This is a genomic window from Paraburkholderia caffeinilytica (assembly GCF_003368325.1).
In the GTDB taxonomy this organism is placed as follows: domain Bacteria; phylum Pseudomonadota; class Gammaproteobacteria; order Burkholderiales; family Burkholderiaceae; genus Paraburkholderia; species Paraburkholderia caffeinilytica.
In genome coordinates this window covers 117,710-136,392 of the sequence record NZ_CP031467.1, presented here as the reverse complement: position 1 = coordinate 136,392, position 18,683 = coordinate 117,710, and the positions used below count along the sequence as shown (strand labels likewise).

The following is an 18,683-nucleotide window of genomic DNA, read 5'->3' as shown; positions in this document are numbered from 1 at the left end:
CTCCCGACGCGAATTTTTTTGATCAATTAGCTGACAAGTCAGACATTGGCCTTCTTTCACAGGTGATGAAATGAATGGATCGAATCCCGCCGCGCTCCCGCCGCTGACCGGCGGCAAGCTCGTGCTGGCGACGCTTGCCGTGGCATTGGCCACGTTTATGAACGTGCTCGATTCGTCGATCGCGAACGTCGCGATTCCGACCATCGCGGGCAATCTTGGTGTGTCGGTCGACGAGGGCACGTGGGTGATTACGCTGTTCGCCGCGGCCAATGCGATTTCGATTCCCTTGACGGGCTGGCTCACGCAGCGCGTCGGGCAAATCAAACTGTTCGTGTGGGCAATTCTGCTGTTCGTCATCTCGTCATGGTTATGCGGCATCGCGCCGAATCTGCCGGTGCTGCTCGCGGCGCGGATCGTGCAGGGCGCGGTGGCGGGACCGTTGATTCCGCTGTCTCAAGCGATTCTGCTCGGCTCGTATCCGCGGGAAAAGAGCTCGCACGCTTTGGCCTTGTGGGCCATGACGGCGACGGTCGGTCCCATCGCCGGCCCGGCGCTCGGCGGCTGGATTACCGATAGCTACTCGTGGTCGTGGATTTTCTACATCAATATTCCGGTCGGCCTCTTTGCGGCCGGCGTGACGTGGGCGATCTACCGCACGCGCGAAACCCCGACCCGGCGCCTGCCGATCGACAAGGTGGGACTGATCTCGCTGATCGCGTGGGTGGGTTCGCTGCAGATCATGCTCGACAAGGGCAAGGATCTCGACTGGTTCAACTCGCCCGTGATCATCGCGCTGACCGTGTTCGCCGCGATCAGTTTTGTGTTCTTTCTGATCTGGGAGCTGACGGAGAAGAATCCGATCATCGATCTGCGTTTGTTCGGAGGACGCAATTTTCTGGGCGGCACGATCGCGATTTCGGTGGCGTATGCGGTGTTCTTCTCGAACCTTGTCCTGCTGCCGCAATGGATGCAGGAGTACCTGAGCTACCGGTCGGTGGATGCGGGCCTCGCCACCGCACCGCTCGGCATCTTCGCGGTGATTCTCGCGCCGGTGATGGCGAAGATCATGCCGAAGTCGGACGCGCGCGTGCTGGCGACGCTGGCGTTTCTCGGCTTTGCCGGCGTGTTTTTCCTGCGCTCGCATTACACGACTGGCGTGGATACGTGGACCCTGGTTTTACCGACCCTGTTGCAAGGCGTGCCGACCGCCTTGTTCTTCGTACCGCTGACGGCGATCATTCTGTCGGGCCTCACCGCCGACAGGATTCCGGCCGCCGCGGGACTGTCGAATTTCGCGCGGGTGTTTGCCGGGGCGGTGGGAACGTCGCTTGCTACTACGGGATGGAACGACCGCACGATCCTGCATCATGCAAGGCTGGCCGAGCAAACGAGCGTGAACAATCCGGTGTTCACTTCCGCTCTGGACAGCGTGCAGGCATCGCTGGGCGGAAGCGCGTCCCAGGCGATGGCGTTCTTCGAACAGTCGATGAGTACGCAGGCGGCGATGCTCGGCCTGAACGATATTTTCTGGCTTTCAGCCGTGATTTTCGTGGCGATCATTCCGTTGATCTGGGTGACGAAACCGGACAAGGCGAGTGCCGCCGCCGCGGCTGGTGCCGGGGGGCATTGAGGGTTGGGGCGCCGTGGCGTGGTCGTCGTTCGATCGGGTCACGGCGACGTGGGCAATGCGGTTGGGCAATAGGGTCGGGCTACAAGGTTATGCAATAAGGTTGTGCAATAAGGTTCATCCACAAGCGAAACATGGAAGCGAGCCGGTATATGCTGCGCGAACGTACCCATAGCCTCTTTTCAGCATGAACGAGACTGACGCCCACTCCGCAGGTGATAACGGCAAGGCCGGCAATGAGCCGCCCGTGCCTCGAGCGAACGCGCCCGTCGAGATCGATTATTGGGCGCTGGTGCAGTCGATCGAAGACTACGCAATTTTCCTGCTGGATCCGACCGGGCGTATTGTCAGTTGGAATGCCGGTGCGCAAAAGCTGAATGGCTACGCGGCGCACGAAATCATCGGCGAACACTTCTCGCGTTTCTACCCTGCCGAAGCCGTGGCGCGCGGCTGGCCCGCTTACGAGTTGCAGCAGGCAGCGCTGACTGGCCGCTTCGAGGACGAAGGCTGGCGGGTTCGCAAAGACGGCACGACTTTCTGGTGCAACGTGGTCATCACGGCGGTGCGCAACGAGGCGGGCGTGCTGACCGGCTTCGCCAAGATTACCCGCGATCTGACCAGCCAGCGCGCGTATCTGGAAGCATTGCGGCAAAGCGAAGAGCGCTTCCGCCTGTTGGTCGACAACGTGAAAGACTACGCGATTTTCATGCTCGATCCGGACGGTTACGTGGTGAGTTGGAACGCAGGCGCCGCGCGCATCAAAGGCTATACGCGCGAGGAAATCGTCGGCCGGCATTTCTCGAGCTTCTACACGCGCGAAGAAGCGGCCGCCGGCAAACCGGCGCGCGAACTGGCGATTGCGCGGCAGCTCGGCCGTGTCGAAGACGAGGGCTGGCGCGTGCGCAAGGACGGCACGACCTTCTGGGCCAACGTCAACATCACCGCCGTGTATGACGAATCGAACCGGCTGCGTGGTTTCGCCAAGGTCACGCGCGATCTGACCGAGCGCCGTGAGCGCGAAGAGCTGGAGCGCTCCGGCGAGCGCATGCGCAAGTTTCTCGCGACCCTCGCCCACGAGTTGCGCAATCCGCTTGCGCCGGTGCGCAACGCGATCGGCGTGATGCAACTCGAAGCGGGCATGAGTCCTACGCTGGCGCGCTCACGCGATCTGATCGACCGCCAGGTCACGCATCTCACGCGTCTCGTCGACGATCTGCTCGATGTCGGCCGCATCATGTCGGACAAGGTCGAGTTGCGCCTTGCGCGTGTCGATCTGGCCGAAGTGGTGGCGCGTGCGATCGAAGCGGCGCGGCCGTTTACCGATGCGCGGGAGCAGCGTGTCGCGACGCATATGCCGGTCGAGCCGCTGATCGTCAGCGGCGACACGACGCGGCTCGTACAGGTGCTGCAAAACCTGCTGCATAACGCGTCGAAGTTTTCGCCGCCGGGTAGCCGCATCGAAATCTTCGGGCGCGTCGATCATCACATGGCGGTGCTGGAAGTGCGCGATCATGGCCGCGGCATTCCGGTCCGTTCGCTCGATGCGATCTTCGAGTTGTTCGCGCAGGAAAAGGAAGGACAGAGCCTCGGTGAAGGCGGTCTCGGCATCGGCCTCACGTTGTGCAAATCGCTGGTCGAAATGCATGGCGGCAGCATCATCGCGAGCAGCGAGGGCGCGGGGTGCGGCAGTTCGTTCACGCTCAGTTTGCCGTTTGCCGCGGCGCTCCCCGCGGAGCTGGCCGATCGGGCTGGCGTGGCGGCAAACGTGGTGGCGCCGCTGCGTATCCTCTTGGTGGACGACAATCGCGATTCCGCCGACAGTCTCGCCATGCTGCTGGAACTCAAGGGCCACAAAGTCCGCATTGCCTACGACGGCCCACAGGCGCTCGCTGTCGCTTCGAGCCTCGCACCGCACCTTGCCCTGATCGACCTTGCCATGCCCAGAATGGACGGTTACGCGACGCTCGCGGCGTTGCGCGAGATGCCCGCGCTGACCGGTACGGTGTTCGCCGCCATGACGGGCTTCGGTCATGCAAGCGATCGCGAACGCACGCAATCGGCCGGTTTCGACGCCCATCTCGTCAAGCCGGTGGAGCTCCCGCTATTCGAAGCGTTGCTGGAACAGGCGGAAGCACGGCGCCGGCGACGCCGTTCCGGCTGACATCAAGGGCGCGCTTCTCGTGCGCTTCTCGTTACCCTCGACCGCCCCGCGAGATTTCTTCACCCGCGCGATGCGGCATGCGCAGCGTGACCGGAATCGATGCGAACGAGCATAGACCGACCACCAGAAACGCGGGCCAGAAATCCGACCACATGATGCCCGGATGTCCGTGCAGCACGCGCGAAATCTGCAGCACGATCCCGCCCACCGTCACGCCCAGGCCGAGCGACATCTGCTGCACGACGCTGCCGAGACTCGTGGCGCGCCCCACGTCGCGGCTGGCGATTTCCGCGTAAGTCAGCGAGTTGAGACTGGTGAATTGCAGCGCGGGGAAGAAACCGCCAAGCAACACGACGAACCAGATGATCCAGGTCGGCGTGCCGGGAAAAAACAGTCCGCACGCCGCGATCGAAATCCCTGACAGCGCGGCGTTCACCACCAGCACCGAACGGAAGCCGAAGCGATGCAGCACGCGCGAGGCGAAGGCGCGCATGAACATGCCGCCGAACGCGGACGCGCAGGTAATCAGGCCGGACTCGAACGCGCTCATGCCGTGTCCTTCCTGCAGCATCAGCGGCAGCAGAAAGGGCAGCGCACCGAGGCCGATGCGAAACAGCGAGCCGCCGAGCACGCTTGCCTGGAAAGTCGGCACTTTGAAAAAGCGCAGATCGAGCAGCGGAAGTGCGGCGCGCTGTGCGTACGCGACGTAGCCCGTGAGCAGCGCCGCGCCGCTCGCGCACATGCCGAACGCGTCCCGGTTCGACATGAGTTCGCCGCCCACCAGCGACAGTCCGAGCAGAAGCAGCACCGCGCCGGACGCCGACAGGAAAAAGCCGATCCAGTCGAGCGGACCGGGGTCGGGTTCGCGCGTGTTGGCGATGTGCCGGTTGGTCAGATAGATGCCCAGCATGCCGATCGGCACATTGATGAAGAAGATCAGACGCCAGTGCAGATAGGTGGTGATGAAGCCGCCGAGCAGCGGTCCGGCTGCCGGTCCGAGCAGCGCCGGGACGCTCAGATAGTTCATCGCGCGGATGAAGTCGGACTTATGGACCACACGGAAGATGATGATCCGCCCGACCGGCACCATCATCGCGCCGCCGACGCCTTGGACGAAACGGGCGAGGGTGAAGGTGGGCAGCGAGTTCGATGCGGCGCACAGGAGCGAGCCGGCCACGAAGATGCCGATCGCGGTGCGGAAAATCGTGCGTGCACCGAAGCGGTCCGCCAGCCAGCCGCACACCGGGATAAACACGCCGAGACCGAGCACATAGCTCGTCACCGCGATTTTCAGCGTGACCGGATCGCGCCCGAAGTCGCGCGCCATGACCGGCAAGGCCGTGACGATCACATTCGCATCGACGCTTTCCATGAACATCGCGCATGCGACGATGAGAGGCGCAATCAGGGCTTTCTGGACGACGGTCATGAGGGGCGGGCGATCTGCGGCGGACGGTCGCAGGCAAAGGGGGCATTATTGCACCTGTACGGTGCGGATGGTTCATTGAGCACCGTCTGATGCCGCCCCTTTCCGAGATTGCGTAGCGTGCGGATGTGACCGTCGCACAACACGTCGGCGGCATTATTGATATTTGTTGCGGTGCGGCACGAGAGGGTTATAATCGGGTTATTGCCTAGGTATAAACCCTATACAGGAGTCCGTCATGAACACCGCTACCAACGCCGCTGCCGTCCGCACTGCTACTGCCTCCAGCAACACGCTGCTCGGCAAGCTCCGCGCACTGGCTCTGCATGCACTGAACCTGCATCTGCAAAACTGCGCTGTGATCGCTGAAGCGCATCGTCGCCCGCAATAAGCGCTTTCTCGTTCGTGCGCCGGTGTCCGTCGTAGGGGCGCCGCACGGCAAGGCGCCTCGAGCGCGTGTTCGGCGCCGGCCGCCGAGCCGCCCGTTCGGCTAGCCGGATTGCCTCCGCGTCACCGGCCACGGCGAGCAGCCGGCCGTGTTGACCGTATCGTTTAGCGGCTCGGGATCTCGAACACCAGGCAGGTTGTCGTGGCATGCGCGTAGAGCGTGCCGTCAGGGCCGACGAGGCGGGCTTCCGCCGTCGCCAGTTGACGTCCGCAATGAATCACCTTGCCCTCGGCGCGCACGCGTTGCACGCGCGGCGTCACCGCTTTCACGTAGTTCACGCCCAGTTCGGCGGTGGTGTAGCCACGGCCCGGCGGCATCATCGTGTGCACCGAGCAGCCTAGCGCGGAATCGAGCAAGGTGGCGATCCAGCCGCCATGCACGGTGCCCAGCGGATTCAGATGCCGCACGAGCGGGGTGCCCTGAAATACCGCGCGCCCTTCGCTGACTTCGACGATCGTAAAATCCAGAGTGCGGGCAATCTCGGCGTAGGGCAGCGCCGCGTTCATCATCGCCTGCATGACTTCCAGGCCGGTTTTGCCTGCCACCTGTTCGGGGCTCGCGACACCCGGCCCCGGGCCGGCGTTGAGCGCCGCCAGTACTTCCTGCTCGCGTGCGAGCCAGCGCTCGAGTTGATTTTCCTTCGTCAATCCGTGTCTCCTGTCCTGAGGGAAGCATGCTTCGGAATCGATGCATCGGCATCGATTAAAGCATCAAACCGCTTCAGGGCGCTGGAGGGCGGCCTCTGGATCGCCGGCATGCGCAGTGCCGGTGTCGCTGCTGCCGCTGCCGCTCGCCGTGGGGCCCGGATTGCCCGTGCGTTACTCGCGGGTACGCGACGCCACCGCGCGCCGCACTTTGGTTGCCCGAGCGGACAGCGCGCTCATCAGAAGCGCGATCGACACCAACCCGACCAGATACACACCGGCCATCATCCAATCCTGATCCACCATCATCGTTCTCCTTCAATTGCCGTCATTTCCGCCGCGGAACCCAACATTGCGCCGTGCTCTTGTTCTCGATTACGGCAGGCGAAGCGAAAATCTTGATGGAGCGAATCAGCCTTTAAAACGGTGCGCGATCGAATGATTTCGACGTCGCCTCGAATCTTCGTCTCGCGATCTTCCATAAGCGTTTAAAATCCAGCCCCTTGTCGAGCGCAGCGGTCCTCACCAGCGCGGCAAGCCAATCGGCAATATCGACCGTTTTATCGGCGTGCATTGCTCTGCCACGCCGCGAAATGCGTTCAGCTTCAATGACCGGCCTAGGTTAAAACCCGACGAATGGACTGACATTGGCTGACACTGTCAACCTTTTCAACACTTTGCCGTTATCCATTTGTAATCGCCGAAGTCAGGCGACGCCGTGGCAGACGACCCGTCGCCACGACAGCTCTATGCAAGGCCCGCATTGACCATGTTCCACCGATATAACAACATATTCGACCGGCCAGGCGCGATGTTCGACCGTATATCGAAGACGCTTGGCAAACGGAGCATCCTCTCGCCCGTGCTCGCACTCGTCATTTGCGGGCTGCTGCTGGCGGTCTTGCAACATCTCTCGCAAGCGGTCGACTATCGCTCGGTCATGCGCCAGCTGCGCCATCTGACGGCGGGCGAGTGGGCCGCGGCGCTCGGCGCGACCGCGCTCAGCTATATCGCACTGGTGGGCCGCGACGCCGTCGGCTTGCGCTACCTGGGCGCCACGGTGCCACGCGCGGCACTGTGGATCGGCGCGACCGCGGGCTCCGCGCTCGGCAATGCGACCGGTTTCGGCGCGTTGACGGGCGGCGCCGTGCGCGTGCGCGTCTACGGCGTGTCGAACGTCACGCCCGCACAGATCGGCCGCATGACCGTGTTCACGAGCGTATCGCTGGCGCTCGCGCTGGTGCTGATGACAGCGCTCGGCATGGTGTGCCTCGCCGATCCGCTCGCCACGATGCTGCATCTCCCGCCGCTCACGCTGCGCTGGAGCGGCGCGCTGCTGCTCGTCGTGCTCGGACTCGCGGCTGCTGCTTGCCGTCGCGACACGCGTTCGATCCGTACGCGCTGGCAGTGGCTGTCGTTCGATATTCCGGCGCGCCGCGACCTGCTCGCGCAGGTGGCTCTCGCCGTACTCGACGTGGTGGCCGCGGGCCTCGCGCTGTGGGCGCTGCTGCCGCATGCGGACGTCAGCTTCGTGACCTTCATTACCGTCTACGCCGCCGCGATGCTGCTCGGCATGATCGGCCACACGCCTGGCGGCGTCGGCGTGTTTGAAGCCGCGATGGTGTTCACGTTGAACGGCAGCGTGCAAACGCATCAGATGGTCGCGGCGCTGCTTGCGTATCGCGCGATTTACTTCGGTGTTCCGCTGATCGTCTCGGCGGGGCTGCTCGCCGGCTTCGAAGGCCGTGCGCTGAAGAGCCGCTTGCCGCTGCGGCACGCGGCAGATGCGTATAAGCTCGCGCCGCTGTTTCTGAGCCTCGTGACTTTCGTGGTCGGCGGCATGCTGGTGATTTCCAGCGCGACCCCGGCGTTCTGGCAGCGCATCCGGATTCTGCGCGACGTGCTGCCGCTGTGGGTGCTCGAAAGCTCGCAGATGCTGTGCAGCGTGCTGGGTGTGCTGCTGCTGTTTGTCGCGCGTGGTTTGCTGCGGCGTCTGGATGCCGCGTGGTGGATGACCTTGCTGCTGGCGGTGCTGAGTCTCGCGCTCTCGCTGACCAAGGGTCTTGCCTTCGTGGAAGCCGGCGTGCTCGGCATGCTGATCGCGCTGCTGTTGTCCACGCGCCGCCGTTTCAACCGTCATTCGTCGCTGTTCGCCGAGCGCTTTACGGCGGGCTGGCTGGTGTCGGTGGCGATGGTGCTCGCGCTCGCCGTGTGGGTGATGCTGTTTGCCTTCCGCGACGTGCCGTACACGCGCGACCTGTGGTGGCAATTCGCTTTCGACGAACGCGCACCGCGCGCGCTGCGCGCGACTCTTGCCGCCAGTCTGTTCGCCGCGACGTTCTCGTTCTGGCAGTTGTTGCGCCCCGCGGCGGGCCGCTTCGTCATGCCCGCTCCGCAAGACCTGCAGGACGCGGCGCGCATCGTGCGCGCTCAGGAGCGCAGCGACGCCGGCCTCGCGCTGATGGGCGACAAGAGTTTCCTCTTTTCCGAATCGCGCGAAGCTTTCCTGATGTATGCGAAAAATGGCCGCACGTGGGCCGCGCTTCACGATCCGGTCGGGCCGCGCGAGGAGTGGGCCGGCTTGATTGGCAAGTTCGTCGCGCTCGCGCATGCGCACGGTGGCCGCGCGGCGTTTTATCAGGTGCGCGCCAATGCCTTGCCGCTCTATCTCGACGCCGGCCTTACGCTGATGAAGCTCGGCGAAGAAGCTCACGTGGTGCTCGACGACTTCGACCTGAAGGGCTCGCATCGCGCGCATCTTCGCTATGCGCTCAAGCGTGGCGAACGTGACGGCTTTGCGGTCGAAGTGATCGATCAGGCCGATGTGCCCGCGTCGCTCGAGACGCTGCGCGAGATTTCCGACGGCTGGCTCGGTAGCCGCGATGCGCGTGAGAAGAGTTTTTCGGTGGCCGCGTTTACCGATGAATACCTCGCCGCGCAATCCGTCATGCTGGTGCGCCAGAACGGCGAGCCGGCTGCTTTTGTGACTTTCATGACGACCGATATGAACACCGAAGCGACGGTCGGCGTGATGCGGCACGTGGAAAGCGCGTCGCCGTATGCGATGGAATATCTGTTCACTCAATTGGCGCTGCATCTGAAGCAGGCGGGTTTCCGCTCGCTCAGTCTCGGCATCGCGCCGCTCTCCGGCATGCAGCCGACACCGCTCGCGTCGCGCTGGCATCGGCTGGCGGGCATCGTGTGGCGCTTCGGCGGCCGCTTCTATAACTTCCGCGGACTGCGAGCTTTCAAGAGCAAGTTCCAGCCGCGCTGGGAGCCGCGCTATCTCGCGGCGTCAGGTTCGGTGGGCGTGTTCTTCACGCTCGCGGACCTGTCATTGCTGGCAGGAGGCCGGCGTTCATGACATTGCATTCGTTTTTCAGGCTCGCCGTTGCGGCGGGCCTCGTTGCTGGCAGTGCGGCTGCCTTCGCCGCAACCACCACCGTGTCCGGCGGCCGCTATGGCGACGTGACGGTGACACAGCCGGTCGGCCCCTTGCGCGGCTTCGTGGTGCTTTATTCGCCCGCCACCGGCTGGAGCGCGGCCGACCAGCAAACCGCCGATGCGCTCGCCAAGGCCGGCGCGATGACCGTCGGCGTGGATACGGCGCGCTATGCGGCCAATCTCGACGCGAAAAAAGAAGCCTGCCATCAACTGGTGGGCGACGCTGAAGCCTTGAGCCATCAACTCGAACGGCAATCGCAATCGAGCCGCTATTTCGCGCCGATCGTCGCGGGTACGGGGCAGGGCGCGACGCTGGCGATGCAGGTGCTCGAACAGGCGCCGTCGAATACGGTGGCCGGCGCGGTCTCGGTGGATGCCGAGCGCACGCTGGATGCGCGTTTCCAGCCGTGCCCGCCGGACCCGACGATCATTCGCGACAAGGTGCCGGGTTTCGTCGAAAAGGCGGCGCCCGGCAACGGCGATCGCGCGCGGCTCGTGGCGATGGTGACGCCGCATTTGCAGACGGCGTCGACGAACGATGACGACGTCTCCGATCTGCCGCTGATCGAATTGCCCGCAGCGCATCCGAACGGTCTCATGGCAATCGTGATTTCCGGCGACGGCGGCTGGCGCGACCTCGACAAGACCATCTCGCTCGCCTTGCAGAAAGACGGTGTCTCCGTGATCGGCATCGACAGTCTCCGCTATTTCTGGAGCGAAAAGACGCCGGCGCAAACGAGCCGCGATCTCGCGCGCGTGATGCAGACGTACGGGGCGCGCTGGCATGCGGAGCATATTGCGCTCGTCGGCTATTCGTTCGGCGCCGATGTGATGCCGTTCGCCTATAACCGCCTGCCCGAGGCGCTGCGCGCGAAAGTGTCGCTGATTGCGCTGCTTGGCTTCGCGCCCGACGCCGATTTCCAGATCCGTGTCGGCGGCTGGCTCGGTATGCCGGCGAGCGACAAGGCCTTGAAGGTGCAGCCCGAATTCGCGCGTGTGCCGCCCGCGATCGTGCAGTGCTTCTACGGTGAAGACGAGAAGGACACCTTGTGTCCGGCGCTGGCCAAAACCGGCGTCGAGGTGATTCGTACGTCGGGCGATCATCACTTCGGCCGCGACTATAACGCGCTGGAGCGGCGCATTCTGGATGCCTTCAGGAAGCAAAGCGGCGTGCGCGACTAGTGCATCCGCATGAAGCGTACCGCCGGGAGCGATATGCAGCCCGCAGGCGACGACGCCAGACAAAACGAACAGGGATGCGACCAAGAGGGATTGACAAAGCCCGTCAAGTCAACGAAGATCGAACGCATGAACTGCCTCGACATCCGTATTGCGCTGATTATTAGCACCATTCATCGAATGGTGGGTTAGCGCGCGTCTGGTACGCAGTGACAAAAAACCCGCCCCACGAGGCGGGTTTTTTTATGTCCGCTTTCTGCCTGCCTCCTGGTGATCTCTTTGACGTTTTGTTCTTGCCGCACAGGAGCTTGCCTTGCTATTACACGAACTCGATCAGGTTGCGGAAGCCGCCGACAGCGTGGCTTTGCGCCACGACTACCTGAAGAAAACCCTGACCGCACGCGTCTACGACGTGGCCCGCGAGACCGAACTCGAACGCGCGCCGAGTCTGTCGGCACGGCTCTCCAACCGGGTTTATCTGAAGCGCGAGGACAACCAGCCGGTGTTCTCGTTCAAGGTGCGCGGCGCGTACAACAAGATGGCGCATATTCCGGCGGATGCGCTGGAGCGGGGCGTGATTACCGCGTCGGCGGGCAATCATGCGCAGGGTGTGGCGCTGTCGGCGGCCCGCATGGGCGTGAAGGCGATCATCGTGGTGCCGGTGACGACCCCGCAGGTGAAGGTCGATGCGGTACGCGCGCATGGCGGAGCGACGGTTGAAGTCGTGCAGTTCGGCGAGTCCTATAGCGATGCGTACGGGCACGCGGTGAAGCTGCAGGAAGAGCGCGGCCTGACGTTCGTGCACCCGTTCGACGATCCGTACGTGATCGCCGGCCAGGGCACGGTCGCGATGGAAATTCTCAGCCAGCACCAGGGGCCGATCCACGCGATCTTCGTGCCGATCGGCGGCGGCGGTCTGGCCGCGGGCGTGGCCGCGTACGTGAAATCGGTGCGCCCGGAGATCCGGGTGATCGGCGTACAGACCGACGACTCGTGCGCGATGGCCGCTTCTTTACAGGCAGGCGAACGGGTCACGCTAAACGAAGTCGGGCTGTTCTCGGATGGCACCGCGGTGAAGCTCGTGGGCGAAGAAACCTTCCGCCTGTGCCGCGAATATCTCGACGACGTGCTGCTCGTGAACACCGACGCGCTGTGCGCCGCGATCAAGGACGTGTTCCAGGACACCCGCAGCGTGCTGGAACCCGCGGGCGCGCTGGCCGTGGCCGGCGCCAAACAGTATGCCGAGCGCGAAGGCATCGAGAACCAGACGCTGATTGCGATCACGTCCGGCGCGAACATGAACTTCGACCGCATGCGTTTCGTGGCGGAGCGCGCCGAAGTCGGGGAAGCGCGTGAAGCGGTGTTCGCCGTGACGATTCCGGAAGAGCGCGGCAGTTTCCGCCGCTTCTGCGAACTGGTCGGCACGCGCAGCGTCACCGAGTTCAACTACCGCATCGCGGACGCGAATTCAGCGCATATCTTCGTCGGCGTGCAGATCCGCAACCGCAGCGAATCGGCGCAGATCGCGGGCGCATTCGAAGCACACGGCTTTGCCACCGTCGATCTGACCTTCGATGAACTGTCGAAGCAGCACATCCGCTACATGGTCGGCGGCCGCTCGCCGCTGGCGCACGACGAACGGCTGTTCCGTTTCGAGTTTCCCGAGCGGCCGGGCGCGCTGATGAAGTTTCTGTCGTCGATGGCGCCGAACTGGAATATCAGCCTGTTCCACTACCGCAACCAGGGCGCGGACTACAGCTCGATTCTGGTCGGCATCCAGGTGCCGGCGAGCGAGAACAGCGAGTTCGACCGCTTTCTCGCGACGCTTGGGTATCCGTACTGGGAAGAGACGCAGAACCCGGTGTATCGCTTGTTCCTCGCGTAACGGCGCGAATTGTATCGTGGTAACAAGCGGTGCCTGGCGACAGGCGCCGCTGCTCGATGTGCTGCCTCAACACGGCAGGTCGCAACTAAAGCCGATGTCCAGTTTGCGCCGAACATGGTTGCAGTCGAGTGCAATTGCACGATCGGCTTCACTGCGTGCAGGCGACCGCTTATTGGCGAGCGTGCTTGCCTTGCCAGACCTTGCCGAAGTGCACGGACATATACGTGCCCAATACCAGCGCGCCTGCAAACACCGCGAGGCAGTTTGCGTTCACACCGATCGTGACGGGCTGCCGCGTGAGCAGATAAAGGCCGGCGAGCAGATTGAAATATCCCCGCAGCACGTTGACCAACGCCGACGAATCGCCGACACCCCGCGGTTTCGCGAAGGGTGTCGGGAACGGCTCGCCGCGCAAACCGCTCGCGAGGTGCGGGACGCAGTTGCACAGAAACGCGCCGGAGAAAAGCAGGGCGAGGTAGCTCATGGAATGGTTCGTCTGGTTCCGGCGGCGCGCAGGAGCCGAAACGACAACGGGGGCATCTGCGGGTCGCGGCAATCCTGGAAGCGGGCATAGCGGTGTTTAGCGAGAAGGGCTACGACGCGGCCACCATGACCGAGATCGCCGCGCGCTCAAACACCGCGATTGGCTCGCTGTACCGGTTTTTCCCATCCAAGGAATCGTTGGCGGATGCCTTGCTTTCGCGCTATGTGCAGCACGCGGAGAGCGGCTTTACCGCGCTCGCCAGCCAGGCGTCGGCAATGACCCCAGGCGAGCTCGCCGATGCATTCGTCGATTTCATGGTGTCGCTGCAATCGCAGCGCAGTCTGGCGGTTGCACTTGTCGATGCGCGTGGTGGCAGCGACGAGCGGCGCGCACGTTTTCGCGAAACGACGCGCGGCGCCGTCGCCGCGATTTTGCGCAACGCGATTCCGCATCTGACGAAGGCGCAGTCCGAGACAATGGCGATCGTGCTGCTGCATGTGCTCAAGGCAGTCGCCGGGGCGAACGACGAGAAGCCCGCGGCACGCCGGAAGTTGCTGGCCGAGATCCGTAAGTTGGCCAGGGTTTACCTCGAGACCGCGCAGAGCGATGCGGCAGGTCGGCTATCGGATGAATGAGCGCACGGGCAGGCTGGGCAACGGTATGGCGCATTTGTCCATATCGAGCCCGCTCGAGCTGGACCGTCGGTTATCTCAAAACTAGATACTACGTATCCACGATATCGCGTTGCGCGATACAACGCATGATTGTCAAACTGCGAGCAAATCACCGCCGCATTCAGGAGACAACTCATGCGCACCCAAGTTGGCATCATCGGTGCCGGGCCCGCCGGCCTGCTGCTTTCCCACCTTCTTCACTTGCGCGGCATCGACTCGGTCGTGCTCGAATCGCGCACACGCGAACAGATCGAATCCACCATCCGCGCCGGCGTCCTCGAACAGGGCACGATGGACCTGCTCACCGAAGCGGGTGTCGGCGCGCGCATGAAGGCCGAAGGCGCGCTGCATCACGGCTTCGAACTGGCTTTCGAAGGCAAGCGGCGCCGTATCGACCTGACCGGACTCACCGGTCATTCGATCACGGTCTATGCGCAGCACGAAGTCATCAAGGATCTGGTCGCCGCGCGCGTGGCCGCCGGCGGTGCGCTGCGTTTCGGCGTGACGGACACGTCGCTGCATGGTATAGATACCGACCGGCCGTCGATCCGGTTTCGTCACGAAGGCGAAGCGTGCGAATTGCAATGCGATTTCGTGATCGGCTGCGACGGTTCGCAAGGCGTGTCGCGCGCATCGATCCCGCAGGCCTTGCGCAAGGATTATGAACGCGTCTATCCCTTCGGCTGGTTCGGCATCCTGTGCGAAGGGCCGCCGTCGTCGGAGGAACTGATCTACGCGCGGCACGACCGGGGTTTTGCGCTGATCAGCACACGCTCGGCGAACGTGCAGCGCATGTATTTCCAATGCGATCCCAAGGATTCCGTCGACAACTGGTCCGACGATCGAATCTGGGCCGAACTGCACGCGCGCGTCGATTCGCATGACGGCCAGCATGTCGTGGACGGCAAGATCTTCCAGAAGAACATTGTCGGCATGCGCAGCTTCGTGTCGGCCACCATGCAACATGGCCGCCTCTTCCTCGCCGGCGACGCCGCGCATATCGTGCCGCCCACCGGTGCGAAGGGCATGAACCTCGCCGTCGCCGACGTACGGGTGCTGACGAAGGCATTGAGCGCGTTCTACGCCGAAAATCGCAGCGATCTGCTCGACAGCTATAGCGAAACAGCGCTTAAGCGCGTCTGGCGCGCCGAGCATTTCTCGTACTGGATGACGAGCATGATGCACCGTATTGAAGGCGCGTCGCCGTTCGAGCAGCAACTACAGGTGGCCGAACTCGAATACGTGACCACGTCGCGTGCGGCGGCGACTGCGATGGCGGAAAACTACGTGGGCATCGCCCCCGTATAAGAGGGCGCGACGCAAATTTTTTGATCAGACGAAGCCCGCCGATCCTCACGTATGCCGGCAAACCATTGAGGGGCGGGCCTTCGCCATTGTCGTGTCAAAAGCAACAGTGAATTCAGGAATGGAGGATTTATCCGCACCTGATCGACCCCTAGACTGTTTTCAACGACTGCACGACCTGTCATATCTGCAGCGCTGTAAGACATTCTCTGGAGGTGGTTTCATGAAATCGCTCATCAAAGCTGTTGCTATTGCAGTTGTTCTTGGCGCGCCGATCGCTTCGTTCGCGCAATCGAATCAGCCGGCCCCGCAAAGCGCGCAGGGCACGCAAGCGCAAGTTTCCACGCAGCAGGGCGCGGCTCAGGCCGATACCAGCGGTTATGGTTCCGGCGGCCATGGCACGTGGCAAGCCGGTCATGGCAATGACACGTCGGTAAGCTCGTATTCGCCGCCGATCTACAACGTGCGTTAAGACCACAACGAAGACCACAACGAAGAGCGCAACGAAGAGCGCAACGAAATGCGCGGATGATGGCGGCGTTGTTGTGCCCGCTCAATATCCGCGAGTGGAATGCAAGAGGCCGGTCATCGGAACGTATCCGATGACCGGCCTTTTTTCGTATCTCTCATGCGATTACGGCGTGCGCAACAAGGCCATCTCATTGAGCAACAAAGCGTGAAGGTCCTCATCGGAGGGGCGCGTACCCCAGTGCCGCGCGCCGGCGACCGATGCAATCGCAATCCACGAATGCGGTGGAAACCATTCGCGCAGTACGGCGCCGTCCTGACGCAAACATAATTGGCCGGTCTGTTCGCTGTATTCGGCGGAGATGAGCGTGCCGTCGATGTGTGCGGTTACACGCCGTGGATCGCTGCGTAGCAAATCGTCGCTCCTGTAAAAGGTGTGGCGCGAATGCCTGCGCGGGACGGCGACGTCAGTGACGCTGCCCCGGCCCATGCATTAGTGATCGCCTCGGCCGTGGTCGTCGCCATGGCCGTGCCAATCGCCGTGATCGCCGTCGTGGCCGTGCCAATCGCCGCGCGGGCCATCGCGATAGCCGCGCGCGTCATGCCACTCGCGCTCGTGATGGCGCTCTTCCCACTCGCGTCGTTCCCAATAGCGGTGCCCGTCGTAGTAGCGTTCGCCATACCAGCCCGGACTCACGACGACCACCGGAGGAGCGGGCGCGTAGACGGGCGGAGGCGGAGCATAGACCGGCTCAGGCGCATAGACCACGCCCGGAATGCCGACGTTCACGCCCACGTCGACGTGCGCCAGCGCGACAGAAGATGCACCGATCCCCAGACCTGCAACGATCGCCATGGACAGCCAGCGGTTTCGTGATTTGCTCATGTTTTATTCTCGGGTTTTACGATTGAGAGTGGAGTGCGCCGCGCGAGCAGCGCTTAGTAATGGTCGTGATCGTGGTAATGATCGTGGTAGCCGCCCTCCGGCACGATGATGCAACCGCCCAATGCACTCCCGAGGGTGACCGCCAACAGCACCAGCGCGAAAATTCGTTTCATGACGTTGCCTTCCCTTTTACGTATGACCGAACTCTACTGAGCAGCTGGATTACCGGTGTGTTCGTGTGTAACAGGACGTGTCGATGCTTTCACATGTCGGCCACGTAGACGACACGGTATGGCGCATCGTTGCAGCGCGGCGATTAGTTGTTCCGCTGACGGGAAATCCGTGGGCAACCCATTGAGCGCGCTATGAAAAACGTCCTGCCTTCATGCATCCGCCGTGTTTGGGCAAGTTCAAACGCATGCGTGTGAACAACGGGAGCACGCAGTGCGCGACAGATCACGAGGCGTATGCCTGACGGATACATTCAGTTGCAGACTCGGGATGCGAGCCGACCTGAAGGGGCGCCGATCGTACTTTCTACGCAACCGCCAGTGCATGGCCGCCTCATGCGCCCGAAGCGATCGTCAAACGCAACATCAGCTTTTCTTAAGGTTTGATCCGTAGCATGCTGCGCGAGTGCGTTCAAAATTTGTGTACCCTTGATGGCACAAGTACGCTTCCTCCATTCAATGGCTTCACTGCTGCTAACACATTCTCATGACCATGCGATCGGACCCGGCCAGTTTCCCGCGCTATGCAATAGGCTACGACGGCGTAGCCAAGTTTCTTCACTGGCTGGTGGCCCTGCTGATTGCCGCGCAGTTCGTGATCGGTTGGACCATGCCGGATATTCACAAGGGCACGCGGCCCGACGGTCTGATCGCTTGGCATCTCGGCGTGGGTGCAGCGCTGATTGCCGCGGTGGCGGCGAGAATCGTCTGGCGTCTCACGCACACACCTCCGCCTACATCGCTTTCACCTTTCCTTCGCGTCGTTTCGCACGTCACGCACGGTCTTCTTTATCTCGCGCTGGTGGTTGTGCCTTTGCTCGGATGGGCCAACGCGTCCTCGCGCGGATGGTCCGTCAAGCTGCTCGGCGTACTGTCGTATCCCGGCATCTCGCCGGTCGGTTCGTCGGTCGGGCATGAAATGGGCGACATCCACGGCTATCTGGCCTGGGTGTTGTTCGCGCTAATCGCACTGCATATCGCGGGAGCGCTGTTTCATCGTTTTGTGCTCAAGGATCAGACACTGCAGCGGATGCTGCCGTGACCCGTTGGTGTGCGTTGGCGGCTTGATGCTTACCATCGATTGACGGCCGCTCGCTTGCGCACACGCCGCGTTCCGTGGGCGGCCTGCGCCCACATCTTCCCCCGATGCCTGGATCATGGCATGTGACATTCGTCGACGCCTATCCGCAAGCGTCGATCCTGCGCGGCGTGACCATTCCGGATGTGGGCGGCGACACCGTCTTGGCCAACACCGCCACCGCGTACGACGATTTGCCACCGCCGCTCAAGGCGCTCAAGGCGCTCACACCGCTCACACCGCTCACACCGCTCACGTGCGCGCTGAAAGCGCCCGGAAGCATGTCGCCGGGTGTTTGCCGCGCCTCTATGCTTTCAACCCGGTCCGTCGACGGCTGCATGCTCCGCCGCCGTCGCTTCGCGATAGCCGAGCCGCGTGGAGATCGCGAGACCTGACTGCTTGAGTAGCGCAACGTAGTGCGATTTCGTGTCGGCGCCGCAGCGCATGGTCGGAAACGAAATCGACAGGCCGGCGATCACGCGGCCGAAGCGGTCGAACACCGCGCGAGAAACACCGCGCGAGACATTGCAAGCCTTCTTCCTGTTCCTCGTTGTCCTCGCCATAGCCTTGCTCACGCACGCGCGGCAGGATGCTCAAGACGGCGTCGGCGGAGGCGAGCGACTTTTGCGTCGACTTGCTGGGAACGTTGTTCCTGTTGCGATGCTATATTGCGCCGAAAGGGAGCCGCCCGGCGTAAGAACGGGACATCACCCCGGGTGATCCACCCGACAACAGGACGCAAAG

Annotated in this window: 18 protein-coding genes and 2 pseudogenes; 12 read left to right on the top strand and 8 right to left on the bottom strand. The window is 63.0% G+C overall.

Features of this window, described 5'->3' with window-relative positions:
- Nucleotides 1-70: 70 nt before the first annotated feature.
- Nucleotides 71-1,630 carry a DHA2 family efflux MFS transporter permease subunit gene (locus DSC91_RS16575; RefSeq protein ID WP_115779967.1) on the top strand — a complete coding sequence of 520 codons (1,560 nt, stop codon included), beginning with the start codon at nucleotides 71-73 and terminating at the stop codon, nucleotides 1,628-1,630.
- A 184-nt stretch (nucleotides 1,631-1,814) separates the two neighbouring features.
- Entirely contained in the window at nucleotides 1,815-3,788 is a 1,974-nt protein-coding gene (locus DSC91_RS16570) for a PAS domain-containing hybrid sensor histidine kinase/response regulator (protein ID WP_115779966.1), read from the top strand.
- 31 nt (nucleotides 3,789-3,819) lie between these two features.
- Here DSC91_RS16570 and DSC91_RS16565 read toward each other — a convergent pair whose 3' ends face one another.
- Nucleotides 3,820-5,217, bottom strand: a complete 1,398-nt coding sequence (locus DSC91_RS16565; protein ID WP_115779965.1) for an MFS transporter — start codon at nucleotides 5,215-5,217, stop codon at nucleotides 3,820-3,822.
- 235 nt (nucleotides 5,218-5,452) lie between these two features.
- Here DSC91_RS16565 and DSC91_RS37870 point away from each other — a divergent pair, with 235 nt between their 5' ends.
- Nucleotides 5,453-5,605, top strand: a complete 153-nt coding sequence (locus DSC91_RS37870; RefSeq protein ID WP_167470513.1) for a hypothetical protein — start codon at nucleotides 5,453-5,455, stop codon at nucleotides 5,603-5,605.
- Between the two features lie 161 nt (nucleotides 5,606-5,766).
- On the opposite strand, the gene DSC91_RS16560 is transcribed toward DSC91_RS37870, so the two are convergent.
- The 3 genes from DSC91_RS16560 to DSC91_RS37525 form a co-directional block, all read right to left on the bottom strand.
- The gene (locus DSC91_RS16560) at nucleotides 5,767-6,309 is read right to left on the bottom strand and encodes a PaaI family thioesterase (protein ID WP_115779964.1); all 543 of its coding nucleotides are present in this window, start codon (nucleotides 6,307-6,309) and stop codon (nucleotides 5,767-5,769) included.
- Nucleotides 6,310-6,480: 171 nt separating this feature from the next.
- Nucleotides 6,481-6,615, bottom strand: a complete 135-nt coding sequence (locus tag DSC91_RS38525; RefSeq protein ID WP_268238791.1) for a hypothetical protein — start codon at nucleotides 6,613-6,615, stop codon at nucleotides 6,481-6,483.
- Nucleotides 6,612-6,788: a hypothetical protein gene (locus DSC91_RS37525; protein ID WP_162831429.1), complete on the bottom strand. Its 177-nt coding sequence runs from the start codon at nucleotides 6,786-6,788 to the stop codon at nucleotides 6,612-6,614. Before DSC91_RS37525 ends, DSC91_RS38525 begins: the two co-directional genes overlap by 4 nt.
- A gap of 329 nt (nucleotides 6,789-7,117) precedes the next feature.
- Between DSC91_RS37525 and mprF the strand changes: the two genes are divergently transcribed.
- The 4 genes from mprF to ilvA all read left to right on the top strand — a co-directional run bounded on the left by mprF (nucleotide 7,118) and on the right by ilvA (nucleotide 12,814).
- On the top strand, nucleotides 7,118-9,670 hold the full coding sequence (gene mprF / locus DSC91_RS16555) for a bifunctional lysylphosphatidylglycerol flippase/synthetase MprF (protein WP_229758079.1): 2,553 nt from the start codon (nucleotides 7,118-7,120) through the stop codon (nucleotides 9,668-9,670).
- Nucleotides 9,667-10,932 (top strand): virulence factor family protein, encoded by a 1,266-nt coding sequence (locus tag DSC91_RS16550; RefSeq protein WP_115779962.1) that lies wholly within the window; start codon nucleotides 9,667-9,669, stop codon nucleotides 10,930-10,932. Before mprF ends, DSC91_RS16550 begins: the two co-directional genes overlap by 4 nt.
- 9 nt (nucleotides 10,933-10,941) lie before the next feature.
- Nucleotides 10,942-11,121 (top strand): hypothetical protein, encoded by a 180-nt coding sequence (locus tag DSC91_RS16545; RefSeq protein ID WP_115779961.1) that lies wholly within the window; start codon nucleotides 10,942-10,944, stop codon nucleotides 11,119-11,121.
- Between the two features lie 121 nt (nucleotides 11,122-11,242).
- Nucleotides 11,243-12,814, top strand: a complete 1,572-nt coding sequence (ilvA, locus tag DSC91_RS16540; RefSeq protein WP_115779960.1) for a threonine ammonia-lyase, biosynthetic — start codon at nucleotides 11,243-11,245, stop codon at nucleotides 12,812-12,814.
- 169 nt (nucleotides 12,815-12,983) lie between these two features.
- Here ilvA and DSC91_RS16535 read toward each other — a convergent pair whose 3' ends face one another.
- Complete coding sequence (locus tag DSC91_RS16535; RefSeq protein ID WP_115783297.1) at nucleotides 12,984-13,298, bottom strand: hypothetical protein; 315 nt, start codon at nucleotides 13,296-13,298, stop codon at nucleotides 12,984-12,986.
- On the opposite strand from DSC91_RS16535, the gene DSC91_RS16530 reads away from it, so the two are divergent.
- From DSC91_RS16530 to DSC91_RS16520, 3 genes are all read left to right on the top strand, one after another.
- Nucleotides 13,205-13,933 carry a TetR/AcrR family transcriptional regulator gene (locus tag DSC91_RS16530; RefSeq protein WP_162831428.1) on the top strand — a complete coding sequence of 243 codons (729 nt, stop codon included), beginning with the start codon at nucleotides 13,205-13,207 and terminating at the stop codon, nucleotides 13,931-13,933. The two genes, DSC91_RS16535 and DSC91_RS16530, sit on opposite strands and share 94 nt — an antisense overlap.
- 174 nt (nucleotides 13,934-14,107) lie before the next feature.
- Nucleotides 14,108-15,280 (top strand): 4-hydroxybenzoate 3-monooxygenase, encoded by a 1,173-nt coding sequence (locus tag DSC91_RS16525; RefSeq protein ID WP_115779959.1) that lies wholly within the window; start codon nucleotides 14,108-14,110, stop codon nucleotides 15,278-15,280.
- A gap of 220 nt (nucleotides 15,281-15,500) precedes the next feature.
- On the top strand, nucleotides 15,501-15,749 hold the full coding sequence (locus tag DSC91_RS16520) for a hypothetical protein (RefSeq protein ID WP_115779958.1): 249 nt from the start codon (nucleotides 15,501-15,503) through the stop codon (nucleotides 15,747-15,749).
- A gap of 162 nt (nucleotides 15,750-15,911) precedes the next feature.
- Here DSC91_RS16520 and DSC91_RS16515 read toward each other — a convergent pair whose 3' ends face one another.
- Nucleotides 15,912-16,160 carry a hypothetical protein gene (locus DSC91_RS16515; RefSeq protein ID WP_115783295.1) on the bottom strand — a complete coding sequence of 83 codons (249 nt, stop codon included), beginning with the start codon at nucleotides 16,158-16,160 and terminating at the stop codon, nucleotides 15,912-15,914.
- 78 nt (nucleotides 16,161-16,238) lie between these two features.
- A complete protein-coding gene (locus DSC91_RS16510; protein WP_115779957.1) occupies nucleotides 16,239-16,631 on the bottom strand; it encodes a hypothetical protein in 393 nt (130 codons plus the stop codon).
- A 717-nt stretch (nucleotides 16,632-17,348) separates the two neighbouring features.
- Between DSC91_RS16510 and DSC91_RS16505 the strand changes: the two genes are divergently transcribed.
- Both DSC91_RS16505 and DSC91_RS16500 read left to right on the top strand, forming a co-directional pair.
- Entirely contained in the window at nucleotides 17,349-17,903 is a 555-nt protein-coding gene (locus DSC91_RS16505; RefSeq protein ID WP_373291968.1) for a cytochrome b, read from the top strand.
- Nucleotides 17,904-18,016: 113 nt separating this feature from the next.
- Nucleotides 18,017-18,157: pseudogene (locus DSC91_RS16500) on the top strand (TauD/TfdA dioxygenase family protein); the annotation flags it as partial.
- Nucleotides 18,158-18,253: 96 nt separating this feature from the next.
- Here the strand turns inward: DSC91_RS16500 and DSC91_RS16495 are convergent.
- Nucleotides 18,254-18,575 (bottom strand): annotated as a pseudogene (locus DSC91_RS16495) (IclR family transcriptional regulator domain-containing protein); the annotation flags it as partial.
- Nucleotides 18,576-18,683 lie beyond the last annotated feature (108 nt).

Coding starts and splice junctions, on each gene's coding strand:
- DSC91_RS16575 (WP_115779967.1), top strand. CDS start 71: ATGAATGGATCGAATCCCGCCGCGCTCCCGCCGCTGACCGGCGGCAAG.
- DSC91_RS16570 (WP_115779966.1), top strand. CDS start 1,815: ATGAACGAGACTGACGCCCACTCCGCAGGTGATAACGGCAAGGCCGGC.
- DSC91_RS16565 (WP_115779965.1), bottom strand. CDS start 5,217: ATGACCGTCGTCCAGAAAGCCCTGATTGCGCCTCTCATCGTCGCATGC.
- DSC91_RS37870 (WP_167470513.1), top strand. CDS start 5,453: ATGAACACCGCTACCAACGCCGCTGCCGTCCGCACTGCTACTGCCTCC.
- DSC91_RS38525 (WP_268238791.1), bottom strand. CDS start 6,615: ATGATGGTGGATCAGGATTGGATGATGGCCGGTGTGTATCTGGTCGGG.
- DSC91_RS37525 (WP_162831429.1), bottom strand. CDS start 6,788: ATGGAAGATCGCGAGACGAAGATTCGAGGCGACGTCGAAATCATTCGA.
- mprF (WP_229758079.1), top strand. CDS start 7,118: ATGTTCGACCGTATATCGAAGACGCTTGGCAAACGGAGCATCCTCTCG.
- DSC91_RS16550 (WP_115779962.1), top strand. CDS start 9,667: ATGACATTGCATTCGTTTTTCAGGCTCGCCGTTGCGGCGGGCCTCGTT.
- DSC91_RS16545 (WP_115779961.1), top strand. CDS start 10,942: ATGAAGCGTACCGCCGGGAGCGATATGCAGCCCGCAGGCGACGACGCC.
- DSC91_RS16535 (WP_115783297.1), bottom strand. CDS start 13,298: ATGAGCTACCTCGCCCTGCTTTTCTCCGGCGCGTTTCTGTGCAACTGC.
- DSC91_RS16525 (WP_115779959.1), top strand. CDS start 14,108: ATGCGCACCCAAGTTGGCATCATCGGTGCCGGGCCCGCCGGCCTGCTG.
- DSC91_RS16520 (WP_115779958.1), top strand. CDS start 15,501: ATGAAATCGCTCATCAAAGCTGTTGCTATTGCAGTTGTTCTTGGCGCG.
- DSC91_RS16510 (WP_115779957.1), bottom strand. CDS start 16,631: ATGAGCAAATCACGAAACCGCTGGCTGTCCATGGCGATCGTTGCAGGT.
- DSC91_RS16505 (WP_373291968.1), top strand. CDS start 17,349: ATGACCATGCGATCGGACCCGGCCAGTTTCCCGCGCTATGCAATAGGC.